The organism is Streptomyces sp. NPDC006430 (genome assembly GCF_040612395.1).
Taxonomy (GTDB): domain Bacteria; phylum Actinomycetota; class Actinomycetes; order Streptomycetales; family Streptomycetaceae; genus Streptomyces.
The window spans coordinates 44326-68154 of record NZ_JBEXQA010000008.1 but is presented as its reverse complement, the minus strand read 5'-3'; the positions used below and the strand labels follow the sequence as shown (position 1 = coordinate 68154).

The 23829-nt window shown below is 71.5% G+C and carries 19 protein-coding genes; 9 read left to right on the top strand and 10 right to left on the bottom strand.

What is annotated here, in order from left to right; translation table 11 throughout:
- Positions 1–109 precede the first annotated feature (109 nt).
- Positions 110–1117, bottom strand: coding sequence for a tetratricopeptide repeat protein (locus ABZZ20_RS14670; protein WP_356869772.1), 1008 nt, complete (start codon positions 1115–1117; stop codon positions 110–112).
- A 250-nt stretch (positions 1118–1367) separates the two neighbouring features.
- On the opposite strand from ABZZ20_RS14670, the gene ABZZ20_RS14665 reads away from it, so the two are divergent.
- Complete coding sequence (locus tag ABZZ20_RS14665; protein WP_356869771.1) at positions 1368–1994, top strand: TetR/AcrR family transcriptional regulator; 627 nt, start codon at positions 1368–1370, stop codon at positions 1992–1994.
- Positions 1995–2364: 370 nt separating this feature from the next.
- Here the strand turns inward: ABZZ20_RS14665 and ABZZ20_RS14660 are convergent, their stop codons facing one another.
- From ABZZ20_RS14660 to ABZZ20_RS14645, 4 genes are all read right to left on the bottom strand, one after another.
- Positions 2365–4065 (bottom strand): methylmalonyl-CoA mutase family protein, encoded by a 1701-nt coding sequence (locus tag ABZZ20_RS14660; protein ID WP_356869770.1) that lies wholly within the window; start codon positions 4063–4065, stop codon positions 2365–2367.
- 85 nt (positions 4066–4150) lie between these two features.
- Complete coding sequence (locus ABZZ20_RS14655) at positions 4151–4480, bottom strand: DUF3817 domain-containing protein (RefSeq protein ID WP_356869769.1); 330 nt, start codon at positions 4478–4480, stop codon at positions 4151–4153.
- Positions 4481–4582: 102 nt separating this feature from the next.
- A complete protein-coding gene (locus tag ABZZ20_RS14650; protein ID WP_356869768.1) occupies positions 4583–5092 on the bottom strand; it encodes a MarR family transcriptional regulator in 510 nt (169 codons plus the stop codon).
- A 21-nt stretch (positions 5093–5113) separates the two neighbouring features.
- The gene (locus ABZZ20_RS14645) at positions 5114–6376 is read right to left on the bottom strand and encodes an MFS transporter (protein WP_356869767.1); all 1263 of its coding nucleotides are present in this window, start codon (positions 6374–6376) and stop codon (positions 5114–5116) included.
- Between the two features lie 199 nt (positions 6377–6575).
- Between ABZZ20_RS14645 and ABZZ20_RS14640 the strand changes: the two genes are divergently transcribed.
- Together ABZZ20_RS14640 and ABZZ20_RS14635 are read left to right on the top strand one after the other, a co-directional pair.
- Positions 6576–7580 (top strand): DUF5937 family protein, encoded by a 1005-nt coding sequence (locus ABZZ20_RS14640; protein WP_356869766.1) that lies wholly within the window; start codon positions 6576–6578, stop codon positions 7578–7580.
- A gap of 123 nt (positions 7581–7703) precedes the next feature.
- Positions 7704–8744 carry a glycoside hydrolase family 6 protein gene (locus ABZZ20_RS14635; protein WP_356869765.1) on the top strand — a complete coding sequence of 347 codons (1041 nt, stop codon included), beginning with the start codon at positions 7704–7706 and terminating at the stop codon, positions 8742–8744.
- A gap of 5 nt (positions 8745–8749) precedes the next feature.
- On the opposite strand, the gene ABZZ20_RS14630 is transcribed toward ABZZ20_RS14635, so the two are convergent.
- The 3 genes from ABZZ20_RS14630 to ABZZ20_RS14620 form a co-directional block, all read right to left on the bottom strand.
- Positions 8750–10741 (bottom strand): kelch motif-containing protein, encoded by a 1992-nt coding sequence (locus ABZZ20_RS14630; protein WP_356869764.1) that lies wholly within the window; start codon positions 10739–10741, stop codon positions 8750–8752.
- Between the two features lie 3 nt (positions 10742–10744).
- Complete coding sequence (locus tag ABZZ20_RS14625; protein WP_356869763.1) at positions 10745–12520, bottom strand: cellulose synthase catalytic subunit; 1776 nt, start codon at positions 12518–12520, stop codon at positions 10745–10747.
- A gap of 356 nt (positions 12521–12876) precedes the next feature.
- Positions 12877–13227 (bottom strand): DUF3817 domain-containing protein, encoded by a 351-nt coding sequence (locus tag ABZZ20_RS14620; protein WP_356869762.1) that lies wholly within the window; start codon positions 13225–13227, stop codon positions 12877–12879.
- 148 nt (positions 13228–13375) lie between these two features.
- On the opposite strand from ABZZ20_RS14620, the gene ABZZ20_RS14615 reads away from it, so the two are divergent.
- The 4 genes from ABZZ20_RS14615 to ABZZ20_RS14600 all read left to right on the top strand — a co-directional run bounded on the left by ABZZ20_RS14615 (position 13376) and on the right by ABZZ20_RS14600 (position 16019).
- Positions 13376–14014, top strand: coding sequence for an AIM24 family protein (locus tag ABZZ20_RS14615; RefSeq protein WP_356869761.1), 639 nt, complete (start codon positions 13376–13378; stop codon positions 14012–14014).
- Positions 14014–14664, top strand: coding sequence for an AIM24 family protein (locus ABZZ20_RS14610; protein WP_356869760.1), 651 nt, complete (start codon positions 14014–14016; stop codon positions 14662–14664). Before ABZZ20_RS14615 ends, ABZZ20_RS14610 begins: the two co-directional genes overlap by 1 nt.
- Positions 14661–15479 (top strand): AIM24 family protein, encoded by an 819-nt coding sequence (locus ABZZ20_RS14605; RefSeq protein WP_356869759.1) that lies wholly within the window; start codon positions 14661–14663, stop codon positions 15477–15479. The genes ABZZ20_RS14610 and ABZZ20_RS14605 overlap by 4 nt, the downstream gene beginning before the upstream one ends.
- Positions 15480–15542: 63 nt before the next feature.
- Complete coding sequence (locus ABZZ20_RS14600) at positions 15543–16019, top strand: MarR family transcriptional regulator (protein ID WP_356869920.1); 477 nt, start codon at positions 15543–15545, stop codon at positions 16017–16019.
- 236 nt (positions 16020–16255) lie between these two features.
- Here ABZZ20_RS14600 and meaB read toward each other — a convergent pair whose 3' ends face one another.
- Positions 16256–17215, bottom strand: coding sequence for a methylmalonyl Co-A mutase-associated GTPase MeaB (gene meaB / locus ABZZ20_RS14595; protein WP_356869758.1), 960 nt, complete (start codon positions 17213–17215; stop codon positions 16256–16258).
- 92 nt (positions 17216–17307) lie between these two features.
- Positions 17308–18510, bottom strand: a complete 1203-nt coding sequence (locus ABZZ20_RS14590; RefSeq protein ID WP_356869757.1) for an acetyl-CoA C-acetyltransferase — start codon at positions 18508–18510, stop codon at positions 17308–17310.
- Positions 18511–18647: 137 nt separating this feature from the next.
- Here ABZZ20_RS14590 and mce point away from each other — a divergent pair, with 137 nt between their 5' ends.
- Both mce and scy read left to right on the top strand, forming a co-directional pair.
- Positions 18648–19076, top strand: coding sequence for a methylmalonyl-CoA epimerase (gene mce, locus ABZZ20_RS14585; RefSeq protein ID WP_030857195.1), 429 nt, complete (start codon positions 18648–18650; stop codon positions 19074–19076).
- 204 nt (positions 19077–19280) lie between these two features.
- Entirely contained in the window at positions 19281–23816 is a 4536-nt protein-coding gene (gene scy / locus ABZZ20_RS14580) for a polarized growth protein Scy (protein WP_356869756.1), read from the top strand.
- Positions 23817–23829: the final 13 nt, after the last annotated feature.

Below are 23829 nucleotides of genomic sequence, written 5' to 3'. Positions count from 1 at the left end.
TAACAGCGGCCGCAATTGCCAAGTTTTGGCAAAGCGCGGCCGCTGTTTAGCTACCTGTCAACAAATCGTCGGTCTTCCACCGACGCCGCCGACCCCTCGGAGGGCAGCCCTAGAACAGCACCCGCGCAAGGGCCGTGCGGGCCGCCGCCACCCGGGGATCGTCCGCCCCGATGACCTCGAACAGCTCCAGCAGGCGCACCCGCACCGCGTCCCGGTCCGCGCCGGCCGTCACCCTGACCGCGTCCACCAGACGGCCGAAGGCGTCCTCGACGTGACCGCCCACCAGGTCCAGGTCCGCCGCGGCGATCTGGGCCGCCGGGTCCTTCGGGTTCTCGGCCGCAGCGGTCCGAACCGCCTGCGGGTTCATGTCCTTGACCCGGGCGAGCAGCTCGGCCTGAGCCAGGCCCAGCTTGGCCTCGGTGTTGGTCGGGTCGTCCGCCAGTACGTTCTTGTACGCCTGCACCGCCCCACCCAGGTCACCGGCGTCCAGTGCGACGACTGCCGCCTCCAGCAGCGCGTCGTGCGGGCCGGCCGGGGCTTCGGCCGCGGCGGCCGGGGCACCCGCGGCGCCGACCTCGGCGTTCGGGTCCACCTCGATGCCGATGATCCCGAAGCGTTCCTCGGCGACCTGGACCAGCTGCGCGAGGGTCGCGCGGATCTCCTGCTCGGGCGCCACGCCCTGGAACAGCGGCAGCACCTGGCCGGCGACCACCGCGAACACGGCCGGGATGCCCTGGATGCCGAACTGCTGCATCAGCATCTGGTTGGCGTCGACGTCGACCTTGGCCAACAGCAAGCGGCCGTTCGCCTCGACGGTCAGGCGCTCCAGCAGCGGGCTGAGCTGTTTGCACGGCTCGCACCACTCGGCCCAGAAGTCCAGGACGACCGGGACCTCGGCGGAGAGTTGGAGGACGTCGCGTTCGAAGCCGGCCTCGTCGACGTCGATCACGAGCGCGGACGGCGGCAGGGCTCCGGCGGCGGACGCGGGTGCGCCGCCCTGGGCGGCCTGCCTGGCCGCTTCGGCACGGGCCTGCTCGGCCTTCGCCTTGGCCTCGCCGGCCGCCTTCACCGCGGCGAGGTCGACGACGCCGCTCATGGACATGTTTCTGGGCTGCATGCGTACATCCTCCCCCGAGTGCGCGCGCCGACGAAAAAGATCGGCCGAAATGCCTTCTTGCGGCGTCGAACGGACCGATCATGCAGTGTGTGGCACCGGGTCCCCACCCAGTACCGGTAGCCCTTCGCGTGGTTGTCGCTCTTACGCTACGAGTCGTAGCGTAACTCCCCTCCCCCGCCCGTGGTCAGTGATCTCAACCACAGCGTTTAGGCACCCGCCGGTTCCGCTACTGGCGGGTATGGTCTGCGCCATGCGCAACCCCAGCTCCCCGTCCGGCCGCACCGGCCGCCCCCGCAGCGCCGCTGCGGACGCCGCGATCCTCGCCGCGACCCGGGACGCGCTGGTCGAGCTGGGCTGGTCGAAGCTGACGATGGGCGACGTCTCGGCCCGGGCCGGGGTCGCCAAGACCACCCTGTACCGGCGCTGGGCGGGCAAGAACGAGCTGGTCGTGGATGCGGTCGCGGAGCTCTTCGACTCCCTCGAACTCCCCGACCGGGGCTCCCTAGAAGCCGACATCGAGTACGTGGTCCTCCAGTTCGCTGCGCTGCTGCGGCGCCCGGAGGCCCGTACGGCCCTGATGGCGGTCGTGGCCGAGTCCACCCGTGACGCGGCCCTGCGCGACCGGATCCGATCGGCGATCGTCGACCGGCAGAAACGACTCGTCGTACTGGGCCGCGAACGGGCCCAGGTCCGCGGCGAACTGCCGTACGAGGAGGACGAGACCCTCACGGGCCACACCACGGACCTGATCTTCGACGTGATCGCGGGCACGGTGGTGCACCGGGCGCTGGTGAGCTCCGAACCGGTGGACGAGCTCTGGGTGTCCACCTTCACGAGCCTGCTGATGCACGGCCTCCAAGGCGCGGCCGGCGCCTGAGCCCGCCGGGCGAGCGCCGGCCACGGCCGTGCTCGTGGCGGATCCGCTGACCGGTCGTCGCGTCGGCATCGCGGCACGGCCCGGAAGACGGGGCTGGCCACCCCGGAGCCCTGAACCTGCGCGGGGCGCACAGCCGGGCCGCCCGCCGGCGCGTGGGTCGCGCGGCGGACGGCCACTGGGCTCCGGACCTGTTCGGCCGGACGCGGGCTAAGCGGTCTCAGGGAAGTGGGGTGCGTTCCCGCGTCGTTCGGTGCGTGCTCTCGGCGTGCCGGCTGAAGGCCCTTGTACTGGACGTACTTGGGTCTTCAGCCGGTGCGGCGAGAGTGCGTGCCGGGCGGCGTGGGAGCGTGCCTCACTTCCCCGAGCCCGCTTAGAAGCCCGGGGGCTCCGTGTACGTGCCCCACTCGTCGCGCAGCGCGTTGCAGATCTCGCCGAGCGTGGCCTCGGCCCGCACCGCGTCCAGCATCGCCGGGATCATGTTCGACCCGTCCCGGGCGGCGTCCAGCATGGCCTTCAGCGAGGCCACCACCTTCGCGTCGTCGCGACGCTCCTTGCGGGCGGCCAGTTCCTGCACCTGCACGCGCTCCACTTCGTGGCTGACGCGGAGGATCTCCAGGTCCCCGGTCACCGACCCGTGGTGCACGTTGACGCCGACGACGCGCTTGTCGCCCTTCTCCAGCGCCCGCTGGTACTGGAACGCCGATTCGGCGATCTCGCCGGTGAACCAGCCGTCCTCGATCCCGCGCAGGATGCCCGAGGTGATCGGCCCGATCGGGTGCTGCCCGTCCGGGTGGGCCCGCAGCCCGCGCTCCTTGATCTGGTCGAAGATCTTCTCGGCGTCGGCCTCGATGCGGTCGGTGAGCTGCTCCACGTACCAGGAGCCGCCGAGCGGGTCGGCCACGTTGGCCACCCCGGTCTCCTCCATCAGCACCTGCTGGGTGCGCAGGGCGATCTCGGCCGCCTGCTCGCTCGGCAGCGCGAGGGTCTCGTCGAGGGCGTTGGTGTGCAGCGAGTTCGTCCCGCCGAGGACGGCCGCGAGGGCCTCGACGGCGGTGCGGACGACGTTGTTGTACGGCTGCTGCGCGGTCAGCGAGACGCCGGCGGTCTGGGTGTGGAAGCGCAGCCACATCGACTTCTCGCTCTTCGCCCCGTACACCTCCTTCATCCAGCGCGCCCAGATCCGGCGGGCGGCGCGGAACTTGGCGATCTCCTCGAAGAAGTCGAGGTGCGCGTCGAAGAAGAACGACAGGCCCGAGGCGAAGTGGTCCACGTCCAGCCCTCGGGAGAGGCCGAGCTCCACGTAGCCGAAGCCGTCGGCGAGGGTGTACGCGAGCTCCTGCGCGGCCGTCGCCCCGGCCTCGCGGATGTGGTAGCCGGAGACGGACAGCGGCTTGTACGCCGGGATGCCCTTCGCGCAGTACTCCATGAGGTCGCCGATGAGGCGCAGGTGCGGCTCGGGTTCGAAGAGCCACTCCTTCTGGGCGATGTACTCCTTGAAGATGTCCGTCTGCAGGGTGCCGTTGAGGACGGACGGGTCCACGCCCTGCCGTTCGGCGGCGACCAGGTACATGCAGAAGGCGGGAACGGCCGGGCCCGAGATCGTCATGGAGGTGGTCACGTCGCCGAGCGGGATGTCCTTGAACAGGACCTCCATGTCGGCGGCGGAGTCTATGGCGACCCCGCAGTGGCCGACCTCGCCGAGGGCGCGGGGGTCGTCGGAGTCGCGCCCCATGAGGGTGGGCATGTCGAAGGCGACGGAGAGGCCGCCGCCACCGGCGGCCAGGATCATCTTGTAGCGCTCGTTGGTCTGCTCGGCGTTCCCGAACCCGGCGAACTGGCGGATGGTCCAGGTCCGCCCGCGGTATCCGGTGGCGTGCAGGCCGCGGGTGTAGGGGTACTCCCCCGGCCAGCCGATGCGCTCGAATCCCTCGTACGAGTCCCCGGGCCGGGGCCCGTAGACGGGATCGACGTCATCCCCGGAGAGCGTGGTGAAATCGGCCTCGCGCTTGCGGGCCTTGTCATAACGGGCCTGCCAGCGGCGGCGGCCCTCCTCGATGGCGTCAGCGTCCATACGACGAATTTACTAGGACGTCCTAGTAAATGTCGATGGGAAACCCCGGGGAGTCCTCCCCGGGGTGCCGCGCTCCGGTGTTTCTCTAGGCGTTCACGGTGGCCGGAGCGTCGACGAGCAACGGCTCGACCTCGGCGCGGACCTTGCGCTCCACGAAGAAGGCGGCCAACGGAATCGTTCCGCTGAGCATGATCCACAGCATCTTGCCGAAGGGCCACTTGGCCTTGGAGCTCAGGTCGAGGGCGAAGACCAGGTAGATCATGAAGAGCACGCCGTGGGCCTGCGACACCACGAGGGTCAGATCGGCGCCCTGATCGAAGCCGTACTTGAACACCATGCAGGTGCACAGCACCAGCAGCATCACTGCAGTGACATAGGCCATCACCCGGTAGCGGGTCAGCACGCTTCGTTTCATGCCCACGAGCGTAACCGGACGAAATGCGCCCGCGAACACGGGGAGCGGTCCTCCGCCCGGTGACGGCAGAGCCGGGCGGGCGGAGCTGCTCAGCCGGACCGCTCAGGCCTCCTCGAAGTCCCGCGCGGCCACCCGCAGGGGGCGCAGCAGCGCGAAGATCTCCTGGCACTCCTCCGCGTCGTAAGCGCCGAGCCCGAAATCGATCGCCATCAGGTCCTTCGTCGCCGCCTCGACGACCTCGCGACCCTTGTCCGTGATGGACGCGAGCGTGCCGCGTCCGTCGTTCGGGTTCGGTCGCTTGGCGACCAGCCCGGACTTCGCCAGCCGGTCCACCGTGTTCGTCACCGACGTCGGGTGGACCATCAACCGCTCGCCGATCTTCGACATCGGCAGCTCACCGGCCTTGGAGAAGGTGAGCAGGACCAGCGCCTCGTACCGCGCGAACGTCAGCCCGTACGGCTTGACCACCGCGTCGACCTCGCCGAGGAGGATCTGGTGCGCGCGCATGATCGAGGTGATGGCGGCCATCGAGGGCACCGGCCCCCAGCGGCGCTGCCAGAGCTCGTCGGCCCGGGCGATGGGATCGAAGGGGAGGCTGAGCGACTTGGACACGCGTCAGACCCTACCGGGCGGTCATTTGAGGGTGAGCCCCGTCTCATTCTTCGGTCCACCGGTCTTCGAGGTGGCGGCCCGCAGTTCGGCGAGCAGGAGCAGCACCACCCCTGTACCGAGCACTGCCGCGCCGGTGACGACCACGTGCACCGGCCAGAGTTCGGCGGCGAGCCCGGCCAGGACCATGCCGACGCCCTGGAGGGTCATCAGGCCCGTGCTCAACAGGGTCATCGCCCGACCTCGCAGCCCCTCCGGCACGGCGTCGACGTACCACTGGTCGAGGCCGAGGGTGTACGCGTGCGCCAGGCCGGCGAGCAGCAGGGCGGCGAGGACCACCACCACCCCGGGCCGGGCGGCGTACGCGAGCAGCGGCAGCATTCCGACGGTCGCGAGCGGCGCCACCAGCCGGGAGCGGGTACGGGCACTGAGCGCCGAGCCGGCCCACAGTTCACCCACGATGGTGCCGACGGGCAGCGCGCACATCATGACCCCCAGCGCGGCGGTGCCGGCGCCGATGCCGTCGGCGTACGGGGCGAGCAGGGCCTCGGGGGCGATCACGAAGACGGGCGGCAGCCAGAACAGCAGGGTGAGCGCGCGCAGCCGGCGGTCGCCCAGCACGGCGCGCAGACCGGCGAGCGGGGAGGTGCGGGCGGCGGCAGCGCGGGCCGGCCGGGCCCGGGTGCCGAACCGCAGGAGCAGAGCCGAGCATAGGAACCCGGCGGCGGTCAGCGCGATGGCCGCGCGCGGGGCGAGGACGGTGAGCAGCAGCCCGCCGAGGCCGAAGCCGATGAGCTGGGCGCTCTGGGCCACCATGCGCATCAGCGAGCGCCCGAGGACGAAGGCGTCCCCCGGGCCCAGGACGTCGGCGAGGGAGGCGTTGCGCGTGCCCTGGAACAGCGGTGCGACGAACGCCATGGCGCAGCGCAGGGCGAGGAGCCCGGCGACCGGGGTGGCCGGCAGGACCATGGCCGCCGCGCACGCGGCGCAGACGAGGTCGCACCCGACGAGGACCCGGCGGGCGGGCCGTCGGTCGGCGATCGGGGCGAGGAGGGTGCCGCCGAGGGCGTACGGGAGGAAGCCCAGCGCGAAGGTGAGCGCGCTCATCAGGGGCGAACCGGTCGCGCGGAAGACGAGGACGGTGAGGGCGATCTCGGCGACGACGATGCCGAGGACGGACATCAGGTGGGCGGCGAACACGGGCCGGAACTCCCGGGTCCTGAAGACGGAGCGGTAGCCGCCGGCGGGGGCGGCGTTCGGTGACGTGGGCGGGTGGACGGTTGCCATGCCCAGACCCTGCGCGGGCTACCGTGAAGGGGACAGTGATTCGTCTGAGGCCGAATCACCGGCGCCCCGGACCGGGCCTCGGACCGGCGCCCCGGACCGGTGTGCCGGACCGGTGTGCCGGGCCCAGGCCATGGGCCCAAGACCACGGGCCCGAGGCCGGGCCGGCGGGCGCGTCACCACACGTCGCGACAGGGGGACGATGGCTTTCCACTTCCGTTTCGGGCCGAGCGACCTGCTCCGCTGCCGGTTCTCGATCTCACCCCGCTGGGAGACGCAGGAAGCGGTGCGGACCCTGCTGTGGCCGCACCGGCAGGCGTACCACCTGCCGTGGCTGCGGCAGATCAGGTCCGCCGCCGACGAGTTGGACCTGCGGCCCTTGTGGCTGCTGATGCCTCGCGCCGGCCACAACCCGGACTTCCTCAGCCCGCCGCCGGTCGGACCCTCCGTCACCTTCGAGGAGGAGTTGGCGCGGGTACGGTCCGCCACCGACGCCGACCCCCAGGCCCTCAGGGAGGACCTGCGGCGGGCCCTCGTGTGCACCCCGGGCGCCGCGGAGAGCGGGCTCGGGCGGCGGATGCTGGCCGATCCGGCGCGCGCGGTAAGCGAGTTGGCCGATCTGTACGAGCAGGCCTGGGCCGCGCTGATCGCCCCGCACTGGCCCCGGCTACGGGGGCTGCTGGAGGCGGACGTCCTGTTCCACTCGCGGCGGCTCGCGGCCGGCGGGCTGGAGGCGCTGTTCGACGGCCTCCACCCGGACCTGGGGTGGTCGGACGGCACGCTCACCATCCAGCGGCCGAACCACCACGACCGCTCCTTGGACGGGCAGGGCCTGCTCCTCATGCCGAGCGCCTTCGTGTGGCCCGAGGTGGTCGGGGGGTACGACCCGCCCTGGCAGCCCACGCTGATCTACCCGGCGCGGGGCATCGGCGCGCTGTGGACGGCGTCCGCGGGCCCGGCTCCCCGGGCGCTGGCGCGGCTGCTGGGTCGGGGCCGGGCGGACGTGCTGTGCGCGCTGGACGAGCCGGCCTCCACGACCGCACTGGCCCACCGCCTGGGTCTGGCGCCCGCCACGGTCTCGGCGCACTTGAAGGCCCTGCACGGGGCGGGCCTGCTGATCTCGGCCCGCCACGGCCACCAGGTCCTCTACGAACGCACCCCGCTCGCCATCGCCCTGGCGACGGGTGCCCGGCCGTCGCCGGCGTAACCGCCCTGCACCGCCCCGGGCGGAGGCACCCGCGGTGTCGCACGACCGGCCGCCTCGACCGTTATGTCACGATGGCCCGGTCCGTACGCTCCGCGAACCGACCCTTCGTCCCGAGGAAGCCGGATGCCAGGCCGCCCCCGCCCCAGACCCCTCGCCGCCCTCCTCTGCCCCGTCGGCCTCGCACTGCTGCTCGCCGCGGCGCCCGCCTGCATCAGCCAGGAACCCGCTGCGGAATCCGCCCCGCCGTACGCGCCGGCAGACGCCCCGGGACAGGCCCCGCCCGTGGATTCCCCGTTCTGGGTGGACCCGCAGAGCGACGCCGCCCGACAGGTCGCCGCCTGGGAGGCCCAGGGCCGCAACGGCGACGCCCACGTGCTGCGCCGGATCTCCGAACGACCCATGGCCCTGTGGGGAGCGGGCGACGATCCCGGCCCCGGGATCCGCCGGGCCGCGAAGAGCGCCAAGGCAGCCGGCCGGACCCTGGTGCTCACCGCGTACAACATCCCGTACCGCGACTGCGGCCAGCACTCGGCCGGCGGGGCGGGCGACGCCACGTCCTACCGGAACTGGATCGGCGCCTTCGCCGACGGCATCGGCGATGCCAAGGCCGTGGTCGTCCTGGAACCGGACGCCGTCCCGCACGTCGTGGACGGCTGCACCCGGGCCGACCGCCACGACGAACGCTTCCGCCTCCTCTCGGAGGCCGTCGTCCGGCTCAAGAAGAACCCGCACACCAAGGTCTACGTGGACGCCGGCAACCCGGCCTGGATCCCGGACCCCCTCAAGCTCGTCGAGCCCCTCTACAAGGCCGGGCTCGACCGCGCTGACGGCTTCTCCCTCAACGTCTCCAACTTCCAGCCCGACGCGGCCGGCCGCGCGTACGGCGCCCGGATCTCCAAGGCCACCCACGGCAAGCACTTCGTCATCGACACCAGCCGCAACGGCGAGGGCCCGCTGCCGGGCGACGGCCAACAGGCCTGGTGCAATCCGCCGGGCCGCGCCCTCGGTGTCCCGCCGACCGACCGGACCGGAGACCCGCTCGTCGACGCGTACCTCTGGATCAAACGACCCGGCGAGTCCGACGGCCCCTGCCGCGGCGGCCCGGGGGCGGGCACGTGGTGGCCGGACTACGCGCTCGGCCTGGCCCGCCGCGCCAAGGAATAGCCCGCTTAGCCCTGCGGTTCCTGAGCCGGCGCGGGCTTCGGAGCGCGCACCTGGAGCCACTTCGCGACCGAGGGCGTCCCCTCCGCATCCGTCACGAACAGCATGTACCAGCCCGGCGGCACCAGCGTCGGGTCCTGCGGCACGTCGACCGTGACCGAGTGGGCGGTCTTGGACAGACCGAGCTCGATCGACCGCTGCTCCACGTCCGTGGTGTGCGTGACCGCGCTCGGCCGCATCAGCCGGGCCCGCTGGATCCGCTCGGGGTGCGCCGCCTCGAAGGTGGCCCGCCCGTCCGGGCCGACCTCCTGCGGCCCGGCCCCCAGGACCGGACGCCGCGCCGGGTCGCGGTACAGGTACGGCGGCCGGTACACCTCCAGCCGGTGCTCGAACTTCCCGAGCCGGGTGTTGTCCTTGTCCGCGAAGAGCGGGTCGGAACCGAAGGTCGCCACCCGCCCGTCGGGCAGCAGCAGCGCCTCGGAGTGGTAGTTGCGGCTCACCGACGGATCGGCCGCGGCGACGAAGGAGTCGGTGTGCGGGTAGTAGAACTGCGCCTTGTGGATGTCGCTGGCGCCCCGCCCCCGGTAGTCGCGGGAGCCGCCGGTGGTGAAGACCGAGTCGTCCGGGAGCAGCACGCTGTTCAGGTACCGGGTTCCGTGCGGGAGTCGCGCGGAGGAGCGGAAGACCGGGTTGTCCTCCTTCAGGTCCACGATGGCCGTCCGGCTGGAGGACAGTTTCGACTCGCCGACCCCGCCGCCGCCCAGCACCATTACCTTCTGGTCCTGTGCCGGCGCCAGCATGACCGAGGACGAGGTCTCCAGTTGGTCCGGGTCGACCAGCCCCTTCACCGTGGCGAACGTGTTGGTCTTCAGGTCCCACACGCCCGGTTCGCGCCCCTTGTCCTTGGGTCCGTAGCCCGCGTTGGACCCGGTGTAGAGCAGTTTGCCGCCCTGGGTGAGGAAGAGCGCGGGGTAGGTCGGGAAATAGCGGAAGGGGCCCTTCGTCCACTTCTTCGTCTTCGGGTCGTAGTACTCGTTGTCGCCGGGGAGCACGTCGCCCAGGTCGTTGAGCCCGGAGACCGCGAGCACCCGCCCGTCCTGGAGCGTCACCAGCGTCGGGTACCAGCGGGCGTCCTTCATCGGGTCGACGGGGACGTACTTCTCCGCCTTCGGGTCGAACTCGTAGGCCGCCTTGATGCCCTGGAAGTCCTGCTTGTCGATGCTCAGGCGCTCCGCGAGCCCGTAGGTGTTCTGCGCGTCCTTCCCCTTGAGCCCGACCACCTGGTACTGGGCGGCTTCGGTCGTCAGGCCTTCGGCGCCCGTCTTCACCGCTTCGACGAAGACCCGCGCCTCGGCGGCGACCACCTTGGTCCGCCAGGGCTTCACGTGCCCGTCGCGCCCGTACGTGATCTCGAACTCGCGCTGCGCCTTCGGGACGGTGACGTCGAACTTCGACACGTACTCGACCCCGGAAGGGGACCGGAACCGGGTCCCTTTCTTCAGCGTGACCACCTTGTCGGGACTCTCGTTCTTGACCCGCATGCCGCCGCCCGCGCGGGTGACCTTCCCGTCGAGGACCTCGTACCGGGCGGTCCCGCCGGCCACCAGCAGCCGTCCGTCGGGCAGTTGGCTGTGGCCCGAGCAGAAGAAGTCCTCGGGGGTGGGGACCTTCTTGAAGCTGTTGTCCTTCGGGTCCCACAGGATGGTGTCGAAGGTGCCCTTGTCGAACTTCTTCTGGTTGTTGCCGGAGCCGGCGATCAGCAGCACCTTGCCCGTGTGCAGCAGTGCGGCGTGCACGGCGTTGATCCGGTACTCCTCGGGGATGCCGACCAGTCCCCACGACCCGTACCGGAGCTTGTAGCTGGACTGCCCGATCGTGTAGGCGTGGTACCGCTGCTGGACGAAGGTCAGCGCGGCGGGTGCGTTGAGCGCCGCCAGCGCCACGACGGCGCCGGTGCCCAGGGCGGTGTTCTTGAACTGCTTCGAAGGCCGGTACGCCATGGGTCAGCTCCCTCCTGTCGTCGTGGCGAACGCCGGCTCCGGCTCTTCGCCCGGCCCGTGGACGCGCCCGGTGTCCAAGGCGCCAGCACGGGCCAGGGCGCGGCGCTCGCACAGCAGGTTCCACCCCCATGAGGCCACCGGCGCCAGGGCGACGAGCAGGGTGAACACCGCCCAGGTGCGCATCGCCGCGTGCGTGTGGCCGAGGCGGACCGAGGCCGCCAGGGACAGCACCAGGGCGGCGGCCCACAGGAGGTGGATCCGGAAGGTCATCAACCGGTCGGGGCTGGCCTCACCGCCCTTGGGGGTGACGACGAAGCGGCCCCGGGTGCGCAGCAGGGCCGAGCCGAGCGACTTGAGGTAGATGGGCGCGCAGATCGCGGACATCGCCATGCCGGCCAGGCCGCCGGAACCGGCGGGCTCGTGGGGGGAGACGTTGTGCCTGCGGTTCCACAGGTACAGGCCCACCTGGAGTGCGGCCGTGTCGGTGTAGAGCATGAGCCACACCTCGGACGACACCTGGGTGCCGGAGGCGCCCAGCCACAGGAACAGGACGCAGCTGAGGGCCCCGAGCAGCCAGTTCACGGCGGTCATCGGGTAGTAGACGAGCATCAGCGTGTAGTTGAGCCAGCGCCCCGGCGGCATCCGGAAGAAGCTCTTCCAGTATTGCGTGAGGAGGGTCTCGTACGTCCCCCTCGACCAGCGCAGCTGCTGCGTGAAGAAGTCGGTCCACGAGGCCGGCCCCTCCCCGACGGCGAGCACGTCGGGGGTGTAGACCGACCTCCAGAACCGTCCGGTACGGGGATTGCGGTGGCGGTGCAGCTCGAAGCCGGTGGCCATGTCCTCCGTGAGGGAGTCGTACAGTCCGCCGACCTGCCGGAGGGCGCTGATCCGCACGGCGTTGTTGGTGCCGACGAACATGGGCGCGCCGTAGCGGTTGCCCGCGCGCTGGATCAGCGCGTGGAAGAGGTACTGCTGCGATTCCGCGGCCTTGGTGACGGATGCGGTGTAGTTGCCGTACACCTGCGGTCCCACGACGAAGGCGACGTCCGGATCGCGGAAGAAGCCGAGCATCCGCTCCAGGAAGTTCGGCAGTGGCACGTGGTCGGTGTCGACGGAGGCGAAGAACTCGTAGTCGTCGCCGTGCGCGACCAGCCAGGCGTTGTAGTTGCCGTGCTTGGTCCTCTCCTGGTGGGCGCCCTTGCGGGTGTTCCAGCCGGCTATGCCCTTGCGGGTGAAGTGCCTTACGCCGAGCTCCGCGCACAGGGCCCTGGCCCCGGGGTCGTCCCCCTCGTCCAGCAACCAGACGTCGAGCGGCCCGTCGTGCCGGAGGGCGACCGCCCCTTGGAGGGTGTCCCGCACCATGGCGAGCGACTCCTTGCCGGGGACGTACGTCGTCAGGAAGGCGACCTTGGTGCCGGGTTCGGGCGGTACGGGTACCGGGTCGCGGGCGGCCAGGGTCGCATGGGTCACCGACACGACGTTGACCAGCGTGAACAACATGATGAGTGCGATCGACACCAGCATCACGGCATCGAAGCGGACGAGCCAGCGGTCACCGCCCTCCCGGACGGTCCAGTGGCTGGGCCAGACGAGGTAGAGCAGCAGTCCGGCGGCGGCGAGGGGGGCCAGCGTCATGAGCACCACGGCACGTATGCGTGCGCGGAGCTGCTCGCGGGTCAGCAGCGAGCGGTAGCTCACCCGGTAGGCGGTGGGGTCCGGCTCCGCGAACGGACCGGCGAGGAGGCTGTGGGTCTCGTAGTCGAAGCCATCCGGCCGCACGGCCCCTCCAGTGCTCGGTCCCCGAGGTTTGCTATCACTACAAAAGGTGACAAACCGCAGGCATGTCGAACGGGATTCGACCGAGAGGGGGGTTCTGCATCCGGGGCGGAGGACAGGGCCGTTCGGGCGCCGCCGCTCCCCGCCAGGAGACCGGCGGGGGTACGGCCCCGGCCCGCCGGAACGGGGCGCACGCGTCACCCGGGCCGGGGAGGAGGAAGCGGGAGGCGCTGCCGAGTGCCGCGAACCGGCCGAAGGCCCGTACGACGATGGGGCCCGCCGGCCCGCCCCGCAACCCGGCTCGCCGGCGGGCGGAGTTCAGGTGATACCGCCCGCAGCGACCCCGGCCCGAGCGACGGTCAGGCGGCGTTCGCCGCCTCGCGCCGTGCGCGGGCGGCCACCACGCTGTCGGCCTCCTCGCGCTTGAGGAGCTTGTCGCCGTACAGGCCGCCGAACGGCACCACTGCGAACAGGAAGAACAGGGCGACCCTCTTGACGGGCCACTTCGCCTTGTTCCACACGTCCAGCAGGAAGATCCCGTAGATCACGAACAGGATCCCGTGCAGGATGCCCAGCGGCATCATGAGGTAGTCGACGTCGGAGATCCGGCTCAGCAGCGAGCCGAAGATCAGCAGGGCCGGGAACGACAGGGCCTCCGGTACGGAGACGAGGCGCAGCCGGTGCAGGGCGGAAGCGGTCTTGATGTCCACGGTGAACCTTCGGGGTGGTGGCCTGGGGGCCGTCCCAGTGTCTCAGTCGCTTTGCGGGATCTTGACCGGGGGTCCGCGAGATGCGGCAGTCGCCGGATATCGGCCAAGGGCCCTGTTCGCCTTCGCCGGCTGCCGATAACGTCATCCCGTGGCTCAGTTCCGACTCCAAGGCAGCAAGGTGCTCGCCGTCGATCTGACCGGGGACGCCGTGAAAGCGAAGAACGGCTCCATGGTTGCGTACGACGGCCAGATGACCTTCAAGAAGATGACCGGCGGTGGCGAAGGCCTGCGCGGCATGGTGACCCGGCGGCTGACCGGTGAGCAGATGACCGTGATGGAAGTGCAGGGGCACGGCACCTGCTTCTTCGCCGACCGCGCGAGCGAGATCAATCTGGTCAATCTGCGCGGCGAGAAGCTGTACGTGGAGTCCAGCAACCTGCTGTGCACCGATGCCGGTCTGCGCACCGGCACCAGCTTCACCGGCCTGCGCGGCGGGGCGACGGGCAACGGCCTGTTCACCACCACCGTCGAGGGCTCGGGCCAGGCGGCGATCATGTCCGACGGCCCGGCGGTGGTGCTGCGCGTCAGCGCCCAGTACCCGCTGTCCGTCGACCCGGGGGCGTACATCGCGCACACCGGCAACCTCCAGCAGTCCTTCCAGTCGGGCGTCACCTTCCGCACCCTGATCGGCGAGGGCTCGGGCGAGGCGTTCCAGATCCGCTTCGAGGGCGAGGGCCTCGTCTACGTGCAACCCAGTGAGCGCAACACCATCGGGGGCGACATCTGATGCCGTTCCGCGAGATCAACTCGAAGATGGTCGAGGCCCAGGTGATCCCGGGGCAGAAGTTGTACAGCCAGCGCGGCGCGATGCTCGCGTACCGCGGCGAGGTCTCCTTCACCCCGAGCCTGACGGGCGGTCAGGGCGGGGTGATGGGCATGATCGGGCGCCGGGTGGCGAACGAGCAGACCCCGCTGATGACGGTCGAGGGCAGCGGCACCGTGATGTTCGGCCACGGCGGCCACCACATCCAGGTGATCGGCCTGACCGGCGACACCCTGTACGTCGAAGCGGACCGACTGCTCGCCTTCGACGGCACCCTTCAGCAGGGCACGATGTTCATGGGCGCACAAGGCGGTGTCATGGGCATGGTGCGCGGCCAGGTGACGGGTCAGGGCCTGTTCACCACCACCCTCAAGGGTCACGGCTCGGTCGCCGTGATGGCCCACGGCGGGGTCATCGAACTCCCCATCACCCCGAACCGGCCGGTCCACGTCGATCCGCAGGCGTACGTGGCCCACCACGGGGACGTCAGGAACAAGCTCTCCACCGCGCTCGGCTGGCGCGACATGGTGGGGCGCGGCTCGGGCGAGGCGTTCCAGCTGGAGCTGTCGGGCCAGGGCGCCGTGTACGTGCAGGCCTCGGAGGAGAAGCTGTGAACTTTGGCCCCGTGACCGGAGGGCCGGGCGGTCCGACGGTCTTCGACCCGTACACCCTGCCCTCCGACGACAACGTCAACGCGTACACCTTCTGTGTGGAGCTCAAGGGCAGCCAGTGGTTCCTGCAAAAGGGCAAGATGATCGCGTACTACGGGCGCATCGAGTTCAACGGGGTCGGCAACGGCCGCTTCGACCGGCTGCTGCGCACGAGCTTCCACTCGCCGCTGCACGCCAGTGACTGGGTGGTGGCCGAGGGGCAGGGCAAGATGCTGCTGGCCGACCGTGCCTTCGACGTGAACTCGTACGACCTGGACAATGGAAACCTGACCATCCGGTCGGGCAACCTGCTGGCCTACCAGCCCTCGCTCGCCCTCAAGCAGTCGATCGTTCCGGGGTTCCTGACCCTGATTGGAACGGGGAAGTTCGTGGCGGCGTCCAACGGACCGGTGGTGTTCATGGAGCCGCCGCTGCGCGTGGACCCGCAGGCGTTGGTGGGCTGGGCGGACTGTCCGTCCCCGTGCCACCACTACGACCACGGTTACATGTCGGGGGTCATCGGTGGACTCCGCTCGCTGACCGGCATCGGCGGTAGCTCCGGCGAGGAACATCAGTTCGAGTTCGTCGGAGCCGGCACGGTACTGCTGCAGTCGTCGGAGGTATTGATGGCGGAACAGGCGGTCGGCGCCGTGGGGGCGGCGGAATCGGCGGGCGTACCCGGCGCCGGGTACGGCGGGGGGCAGGGTCCGCTGGGTCAGCTCGGTGTCCCGCGGATGCCGGGACAGCTGGGTGATCTCCAGCGGCGCCTGGGACTCTGATCTTCAACCTTCCCGTTTTTGTACGTAATTCAACTTCTTAGGTAGAGTTCATTCATGGAGACCATGGAGACCGAGACGGCCACGCGTTGGCTCACCGACGCCGAGCAGTGCACCTGGCGCACCCATCTGGACGTCAGCCGACTGCTGATGCATCAGCTGGAAAAGGATCTCCAGCCCTTCGGGCTCACCAACAACGACTACGAGATCCTCGTGAACCTCTCGGAGTCCGAGGACCACCGGATGCGGATGAGCGACCTCGCGACGTCGACGCTCCAGTCCAAGAGCCGGCTGTCCCACCAGATCACCCGTATGGAGACGGCCGGCCTGGTCGTCCGCGTGAACTGCGAGTCCGACCGCCGAGGGCTGTACGCCGTCCTGACGGACGAGGGCATGGAGCTCATGCGGAAGGTCGCCCCGCACCACGTGGCGTCCGTCCGCCGGCATTTCATCGACCTGCTGCCGCCGGAGGCCCTGGCGGCGCTGCGCGCCTCGCTGGAACCGGTGGCCAGCCACCTGCGCGACCAGCGCGGCAAGGGCTGACACCGACCGATCCGCGGGATCTGATGCGGACCGGATCGGGCGACCCTAGACTGGCGAGCGCCCGGATTACCCCGATCTTCGAGGGAGTGGCGTCATGGCCAAGCGCGGCAACAAGAAGCGAGCACGCAAGAAGAAGAAGGCGAACCACGGCAAGCGTCCCAACGCCTGACCGGTCCGCCACGCGTACGCGAGAGCCGCGCCCCGCACGAGGGGCGCGGCTCTCGCGTACGGGCTCCTCAGGCCTCCGTCAGCGTCGCCAGCAGGGTGTCCGCGGCGGCGTACGGGTCCAGCTCGCCGAGCGCGACCCGAGCCGCCAGGGCGTCGAGGTGGGCGTCCCCGTGCACGTCCGCCATCCGGGCCCGTAGGGCCGTCACGGCGATGGTCTCCACCTCGCGCGCGGCCCGTGCCGTACGGCGCTCGGCCAGCACCCCGCGCTCGTCCATCCACGCCCGGTGCTTCTCCAGGGCCTCGACCAGCTCGTCGATGCCCTGGCCGCGCGCCGCGACCGTCTTGACGATCGGTGGCCGCCAGTCGCCCGCGCCCCGGGACTCCCCCAGGCCCAGCATGTGGTTCAGCTCGCGGGCCGTCGCATCCGCACCGTCCCGGTCCGCCTTGTTCACCACGTACACGTCGCCGATCTCCAGGATTCCCGCCTTGGCGGCCTGGATCCCGTCGCCCATGCCGGGAGCCAGCAGCACGACGGAGGTGTCGGCCTGCGAGGCGATCTCCACCTCCGACTGCCCGACCCCGACGGTCTCCACGAGGATGACCTCGCAGCCGGCCGCGTCGAGCACCCGGATCGCCTGCGGGGCGGCCCAGGCCAGGCCCCCCAGGTGACCGCGGGTGGCCATGGAGCGGATGTAGACCCCCGGATCGGAGGCGTGGTCCGACATCCGCACCCGGTCGCCGAGCAGCGCACCGCCGGAGAACGGTGAGGACGGGTCGACGGCGAGGACGCCGACCCGCTTGCCCGCCTTGCGGTACGCGGTGACCAGCGCCGAGGTCGACGTGGACTTGCCCACGCCCGGGGACCCCGTGAGGCCCACCACGTACGCCCCGCCCGTCAGCGGGGCCAGGGCCGCCATCACCTCGCGCAGCTGCGGGGACGCCCCCTCGACCAGCGAGATCAGCCGGGCCACTGCTCTCGGCCTGCCCTCACGCGCCTGGGCCACCAGCTGGGGGACGTCCACCGTCATACGTGCTGCGCTCCTTGGTTCTCGCTACGGATACGGCTTCGGGTACGGCACCGGTACGACCCGGGTACGGCTCGGGATACCGGTCCGCAGGCCTACTTCTTCGGGACCCGGACGATCAGGGCGTCGCCCTGGCCGCCGCCACCGCACAGTGCAGCCGCGCCGACCCCGCCGCCCCGGCGCTTCAGCTCCAGTGCCAGGTGCAGCACCACACGGGCGCCGGACATGCCGATCGGGTGGCCCAGGGCGATCGCGCCACCGTTGACGTTCACCCTTTCCGGGGTCACGCCCAGGTCCTTCATTGACTGCACGGCGACCGCCGCGAAGGCCTCGTTGATCTCGATGAGGTCCAGGTCGGCGACCTGGAGGCCCTCCTTCTTCAAGGCGTGCAGGATCGCGTTCGACGGCTGCGACTGGAGGGAGTTGTCCGGGCCGGCCACATTGCCGTGAGCGCCGATCTCGGCGATCCAGTCCAGGCCCAGTTCCTCGGCCTTGGCCTTGCTCATCACGACCACGGCAGCGGCGCCGTCGCTGATCTGGGAGGAGGTGCCGGCGGTGATCGTGCCGTCCTTCGCGAAGGCCGGACGCAGCTTGCCGAGGGACTCCGCCGTGGTCTCCGGGCGGATGCCCTCGTCCTGCGAGAAGATCACCGGGTCGCCCTTGCGCTGCGGGATCTCGACCGGGGTGATCTCGGCCTCGAAGATGCCGTTCTTCTGCGCGGCCGCGGCCCGCTGGTGCGAGGTGGCGGCGAACTCGTCCTGCGGAGCGCGCTCGATGCCGAGGCGGGCGTTGTGCTTCTCCGTGGACTCGCCCATCGCGATCTTCTCGAAGGGGTCCGTCAGGCCGTCGTACGCCATCGCGTCGAGCATCTCGACGGCGCCGAACTTGTAGCCCTCGCGGGACTTCGACAGCAGGTGCGGGGCGTTGGTCATGGACTCCTGACCGCCCGCGACCACGATGTCGAACTCACCGGCACGGATGAGCTGGTCGGCGAGCGCGATCGCGTCCAGGCCCGAGAGGCACACCTTGTTGACGGTGAGGGCGGGCACGTTCATGGGGATGCCGCCCTTGACCGCCGCCTGGCGGGCAGGAATCTGGCCCGCACCGGCCTGCAGCACCTGGCCCATGATCACGTACTGGACCTGGTCGCCGGAGATACCGGCCCGCTCCAGTGCGGACTTGATGGCGAAGCCGCCGAGGTCGGCGCCCGAGAAGGACTTCAGCGAACCGAGCAGCCGCCCCATGGGGGTGCGGGCCCCGGCGACGATCACTGACGTGGTGTTGTTCGTTCCGGACATGGAGCACAGCCCCTTGAGGATGAGGAGTGAACGAGGGTTTACCTGAATGTACTGAGCAGTACCCGCGCCGTCACCGGGCAGTCGGTGTGATCGCTGGCACGTTGCGTGACGGGCCTCCTCAGCTGTGCACTGGTCCCATGCTGACAAGAATCGACCACATCGGGATCGCCTGCTTCGACCTGGACAAGACCGTCGAGTTCTACCGTGCCACGTACGGCTTCGAGGTGTTCCACACCGAAGTCAACGAGGAGCAGGGGGTCCGCGAGGCCATGCTCAAGATCAACGAGACCTCCGACGGCGGGGCCTCGTACCTCCAGCTCCTGGAACCCACCCGCGAGGACTCCGCGGTGGGCAAGTGGCTGGCCAAGAACGGCGAGGGCGTGCACCACATCGCCTTCGGCACCGAGGACGTCCGGGGCGACTCCGAGGCCATCCGCGGCAAGGGCGTCCGGGTCCTCTACGATCAGCCCCGTACCGGCTCGATGGGCTCCTCGATCACGTTCCTGCACCCCAAGGACTGCCACGGAGTCCTCACCGAACTGGTCACCTCCAACCCCGACCACTGACGGACCACTGGCGGACCACTGATGGCCCGATTCCCCGGCCGGTAGAGTGGCCATGGCTCGGCCGGGGTTCGGTGCGGAAACGGGGTCGGGGCCTGTGACCCCTGCCCCGGTATCTGACACCATTCCCCCGGGGGCGTCGTTCAGCGGGCGAGCGATGCTCAATTGGGAGTGAGCTTGCGACCAGGGGACGGATGGGACCGCGCTGTGCGGGGCTACGAAAGCCAGGAGAGCCATCAGGCTGAAGCCGACCATCTCTCGCGCTTCGAAGCCGAGATGGAACGGCTGAAGAAGGAGCGCGGGAAGGCCGTCCAGCACGCCGAGGACCTGGGCTACCAGGTCGAAGTGCTGCGGGCCAAGCTCCACGAGGTGCGCCGGGCCCTGGCGTCCCGTCCTGCCTACGACAGCGCGGACATGGGCTACCAGGCGGAGCAGCTGCTCCGCAACGCCCAGATCCAGGCCGACCAGATGCGCTCGGACGCCGAGCGCGAACTGCGCGACGCCCGGGCGCAGACCCAACGCATCCTTCAGGAGCACGCCGAACACCAGGCGCGCCTCCAGGCCGAGCTGCACGCCGAGGCCGTCAACCGCCGCCAGCGGCTGGACCAGGAGCTCAACGAGCGCCGCCAGACCGTCGAGGCACACGTCAACGAGAACGTCGCGTGGGCCGAGCAGCTGCGCGCCCGCACGGAGTCCCAGGCCCGCCGGCTCATGGACGAGTCCCGTGCCGAGGCCGAGCAGTCCCTGAACGCCGCCCGCGCCGAGGCCGCCCGGGTCGCCGAGGAGACCCGGCGCCGACTGGCCGCCGATGCGGAAGCCGCGCGCGCCGAGGCCGAGGCCACCCTGCTGCGGGCGCGCAAGGAGGCCGAGCGGCTGCTGACCGCCGCCTCCACGCAGGCCCAGGAGGCCACCGAGCACGCCGAGCGGCTGCGTACGACCACCACCGCCGAGGCCGAGCAGACCCGCCAGCAGACCCTGGACCTCGGCCGGGTGGCCGAACAGCGGGCCCAGGAGGCCGACGGCGCGCTGCGCCAGGCCCGCGCCGAGGCCGAAAAGCTCCTCGCGGACGCCAAGGAGAGCGCCGCCCGGCAGCTCGCCTCGGCGGAGTCCATCAACGAGCAGCGCACCCGGACCGCGAAGGAGCAGGTGGCCCGGCTCGTCGGCGAGGCCACCAAGGAGGCCGAGGTCCTCAAGGCGGAGGCCGAGCAGACCCTCGCCGATGCCCGCGCCGGCGTCGAGCGGCTGCGCGCGGAGGCCGCGGAGCAAGCCCGCGCGGCGGCGGCCGAGGACACGGCCGCCCAGCTGGCGAAGGCCGCCCGTACCGCCGAAGACGTACTGAACAAGGCCTCGGAGGACGCGCGGGCCACCACCCGCGCCGCGTCCGAGGAGGCCGAGCGGATCCGCCGCGAGGCCGAGTCCGAGGCGGAGCGGCTGCGTGCCCAGGCGGCGGCCACGGCCGCGGAGCTCAAGGGCGCCGCGAAGGACGACACCGAGGAGTACCGGGCCCGCACCGTCGAACTCCAGGAAGAGGCCAGGCGGCTGCGCGGCGAGGCCGAGCAGCTGCGCGCCGAGGCCGTCGCCGAGGGCGAGCGGATCCGCGGCGAGGCGCGCCGCGAGGCGGTCCAGCAGATCGAGGAGGCGGCCCGGACCGCCGAGGAGCTGCTCGGCAAGGCCAAGGCGGACGCGGACGAGCTGCGCGGCGGGGCGACCGCCGAGAGCGAGCGGGTCCGTGCCGAGGCCGTTGAGCGGGCCACCACGCTGCGCAAGCAGGCCGAGGAGACCCTGGAGCGGACCCGCACCGAGGCGGAGCGGCTGCGCGCCGAGGCCGAGGAGCAGGCCGAGGCCGTACGGGCCGAGGCCGACGCGACGGCCCGGGCACGGCGCGAGGAGCTCGAGCAGTCGCTGGCCGTGAAGCGGGCGGAGGCCGAGGACGAGCTCGTACGCCTGCACACGGAGGCCGAGGGCCGACTGGGCACGGCCGAGCAGACGTTGCGCGACGCCCGCGGGGCGGCGGAGAACATCCGTCGGGAGACCACCGAAGAGGCCGACCGGCTGCGGGCCGAGGCGGCGGAGCGGATCCGCAGCCTCCAGGCGCAGGCGGAGGCGGAGGCCGACCAGCTGCGCACGGACGCGGCACAGGACGCCGGCCGGGTGCGGGCGGAGGCCGAGCAGGTCGCCGTACGGCTGCGCAGCGAGGCGGAGTCCGAGGCGGAGCGGGTGCGCTCCGAGGCGAAGGAGACCGCGGACCGGCTGCGGGCGGAGGCCAAGGCCGCCGCCGAGCGGGTCGCCGAGGAGGCCGCCGAAGCGCTGGCCGCCGCGCAGGAGGAGGCCGCCCGGCGCCGCCGGGAGTCCGAGCAGACCTTGGCGTCGGCCCGGACGGAGGCGGAGAACGAGCGGGCCCAGGCCCGCGAGCAGAGCGAAGAACTGCTGGCCGCGGCCCGCAGGCGCTCCGAGGAGGCGCAGGCCGAGGCGGCCCGCCTGACCGAGGAGGCGGAGCGGCGCGCCGCGGAGCTGGTGTCGGCGGCCGAGGCCACCGCCCAGCAGGTTCGGGACTCCGTGGCCGGTCTGCACGAGCAGGCCGAGGAGGAGATCACCGGGCTGCGCAGCGCCGCGGAGCACGCGGCGGAGCGCACGAAGACGGAAGCGGAGGAGGAGGCCTCCCGGGTCCGCAAGGACGCCTACGAGGAGCGGGAGCGGGCCACCGAGGACGCCAACCGGATCCGCAGCGAGGCGCGGGCCGAGACGGACGCGGCGAAGGCGCTGGCCGAGCGTACGGTCGGCGATGCGATCGCCGAGGCGGAGCAGCTGCGCAGCGACACCGCCGAGTACGCGCAGCGGGTGCGTACGGAGGCTACGGACGCGCTGGCCGCGGCCGAGCGCGACGCGGCCCGGACCCGGGCCGACGCCCGTGCGGACGCGAACCGGATCCGCGGCGAGGCGGCGGAGTCCCTGGAGTCCTCGCGCGCCGAGGGCGGCCGGATCGTCGCCGAGGCGACGGCAGAGGCGGAGCGGCTCACCGAGGAGACGCGCGCGGCGAACGAGGCCACCCGGATCGAGGCCCTCGCGGAGGCGGAGCGGATCACCGTCGACGCGTCCGAGGTGGCGGAGGCCACCCGGATCGAGGCGGCGGGCACGCTGGACGAGGCCCGGGCGGAGGCCAACCGGCTGCGCACCGAGGCCGCGGAGCAGGCGGACCGGCTCGTCACCGAAGCCGTGTCCGAGGCGGAGCGGCTCACCGAGGAGACGCGCGCGGCGAACGAGGCCACTCTCAGCGAGGCGACGGCGAAGGCCGAACGGCTCACCCAGCAGGCGGCGGACACGATGGCCGCGGCCGAGCGGGACGCGGCGCGGGTCCTGGTCGACGCCCGCAACGAGGGCGACCGGCTGGTCGAGGAGACGCGCGCGGCGAACGAGGCCACGGTCGGCGAGGCCGCGGCGGAGGCCGAACGGCTGCGGGCCGAGGCGGCGCAGGCCCTGGACGACGCCCGTGCGGAGGGCGGCCGGATCATCGGTGAGGCCACCGCGGAGGCGGACCGGGTCACGGTCGCGGCGAACGAGACGCTCGCGAGCGCCGAGCGCGAGTCCGAGCAGACGCTCAACGAGGCGCGCACGGAGGCGGGCCGGCTGCGCAGCGAGGCCGCCGAGCAGGTGGACCGGCTCATCACCGAGGCCGCGTCCGAGGCGGACAAGCTCACCGAGCAGACCCGCAAGGACAACGAGCGTACGGTCGGCGAGGCGCAGGCCGAGGCCGAGCGGCTGCGGGCGGAGGCCTCGGAGGCCCTCGCTTCGGCGCAGGAGCACGCGGCCCGTACCCGGTCGGAGGCCGAGCGGGTCAAGGCGCGGGCGGCGACCGAGGCGGAGCGGACCCGTACCGAGGCCCGCAAGGAGTCCGAGCGGCTGCTGGACGAGGCCCGCGAGGAGGCCAACAAGCGGCGCAGTGAGGCTGCGGAGCAGGTGGACCGACTCATCACCGAGGCGGCGGCGGAAGCGGACAGGCTCACCGCCGATGCGCAGGCGCAGGCCCTGGCCGCCACGACGGCGGCCGAGGAGCAGGCCGACGCGATGGTCGACGCAGCCCGCAAGGAGGCCTCGCGGATCTCCTCGGAGGCGACCGTCGAGGGCAACTCCCTGGTCGAGAAGGCCCGTACGGACGCGAACGAGCTGCTGGTCGGTGCGCGTTCGGACGCCGCGGCCATAAGGGAGCGGGCGGAAGAGCTGCGGTCCCGGGTTGAGGGCGAGGTCGAGGAGCTGCACGAGCGGGCCCGCAGGGAGTCCGCCGAGCAGATGAAGTCGGCCGGCGAGCGGGTGGACAAGCTGGTGCGGGCGGCGACCGAGCAGAGCGCCGCGGCCGAGGCGAAGGCCAAGGCGCTGGTGTCGGACGCGAGCAGCGAGGCGAGCAAGGTCCGCATCGCGGCGGTGCGCAAGGCGGAGGCGCTCCTCAAGGAGGCCGAGCAGAAGAAGGCCGAGCTGACCCGGGCGGCCGAGAACGCCCTCGCACAGGCGGAGGCGGAGGCGGCGCGGCTCGTCGAGGAAGGCCGCCGTGAGCTGGAGGTTCTGGTGCGCAGGCGCGAGGACATTCAGGCGGAGATCTCCCGTGTCCAGGACGTTCTTGAGGCGTTGGAATCATTCGAGGCGCCTTCGGTTGGCGCGAAGCCCGCGATCGGAGGCCAGGGCGCGGGGGGCGTGAAGGCTGGAGCTGGTGCGGGGTCCACTCGTTCGGGTGGCAAGACGTCGGAGGGCTAGTCAGCGCGCGGGA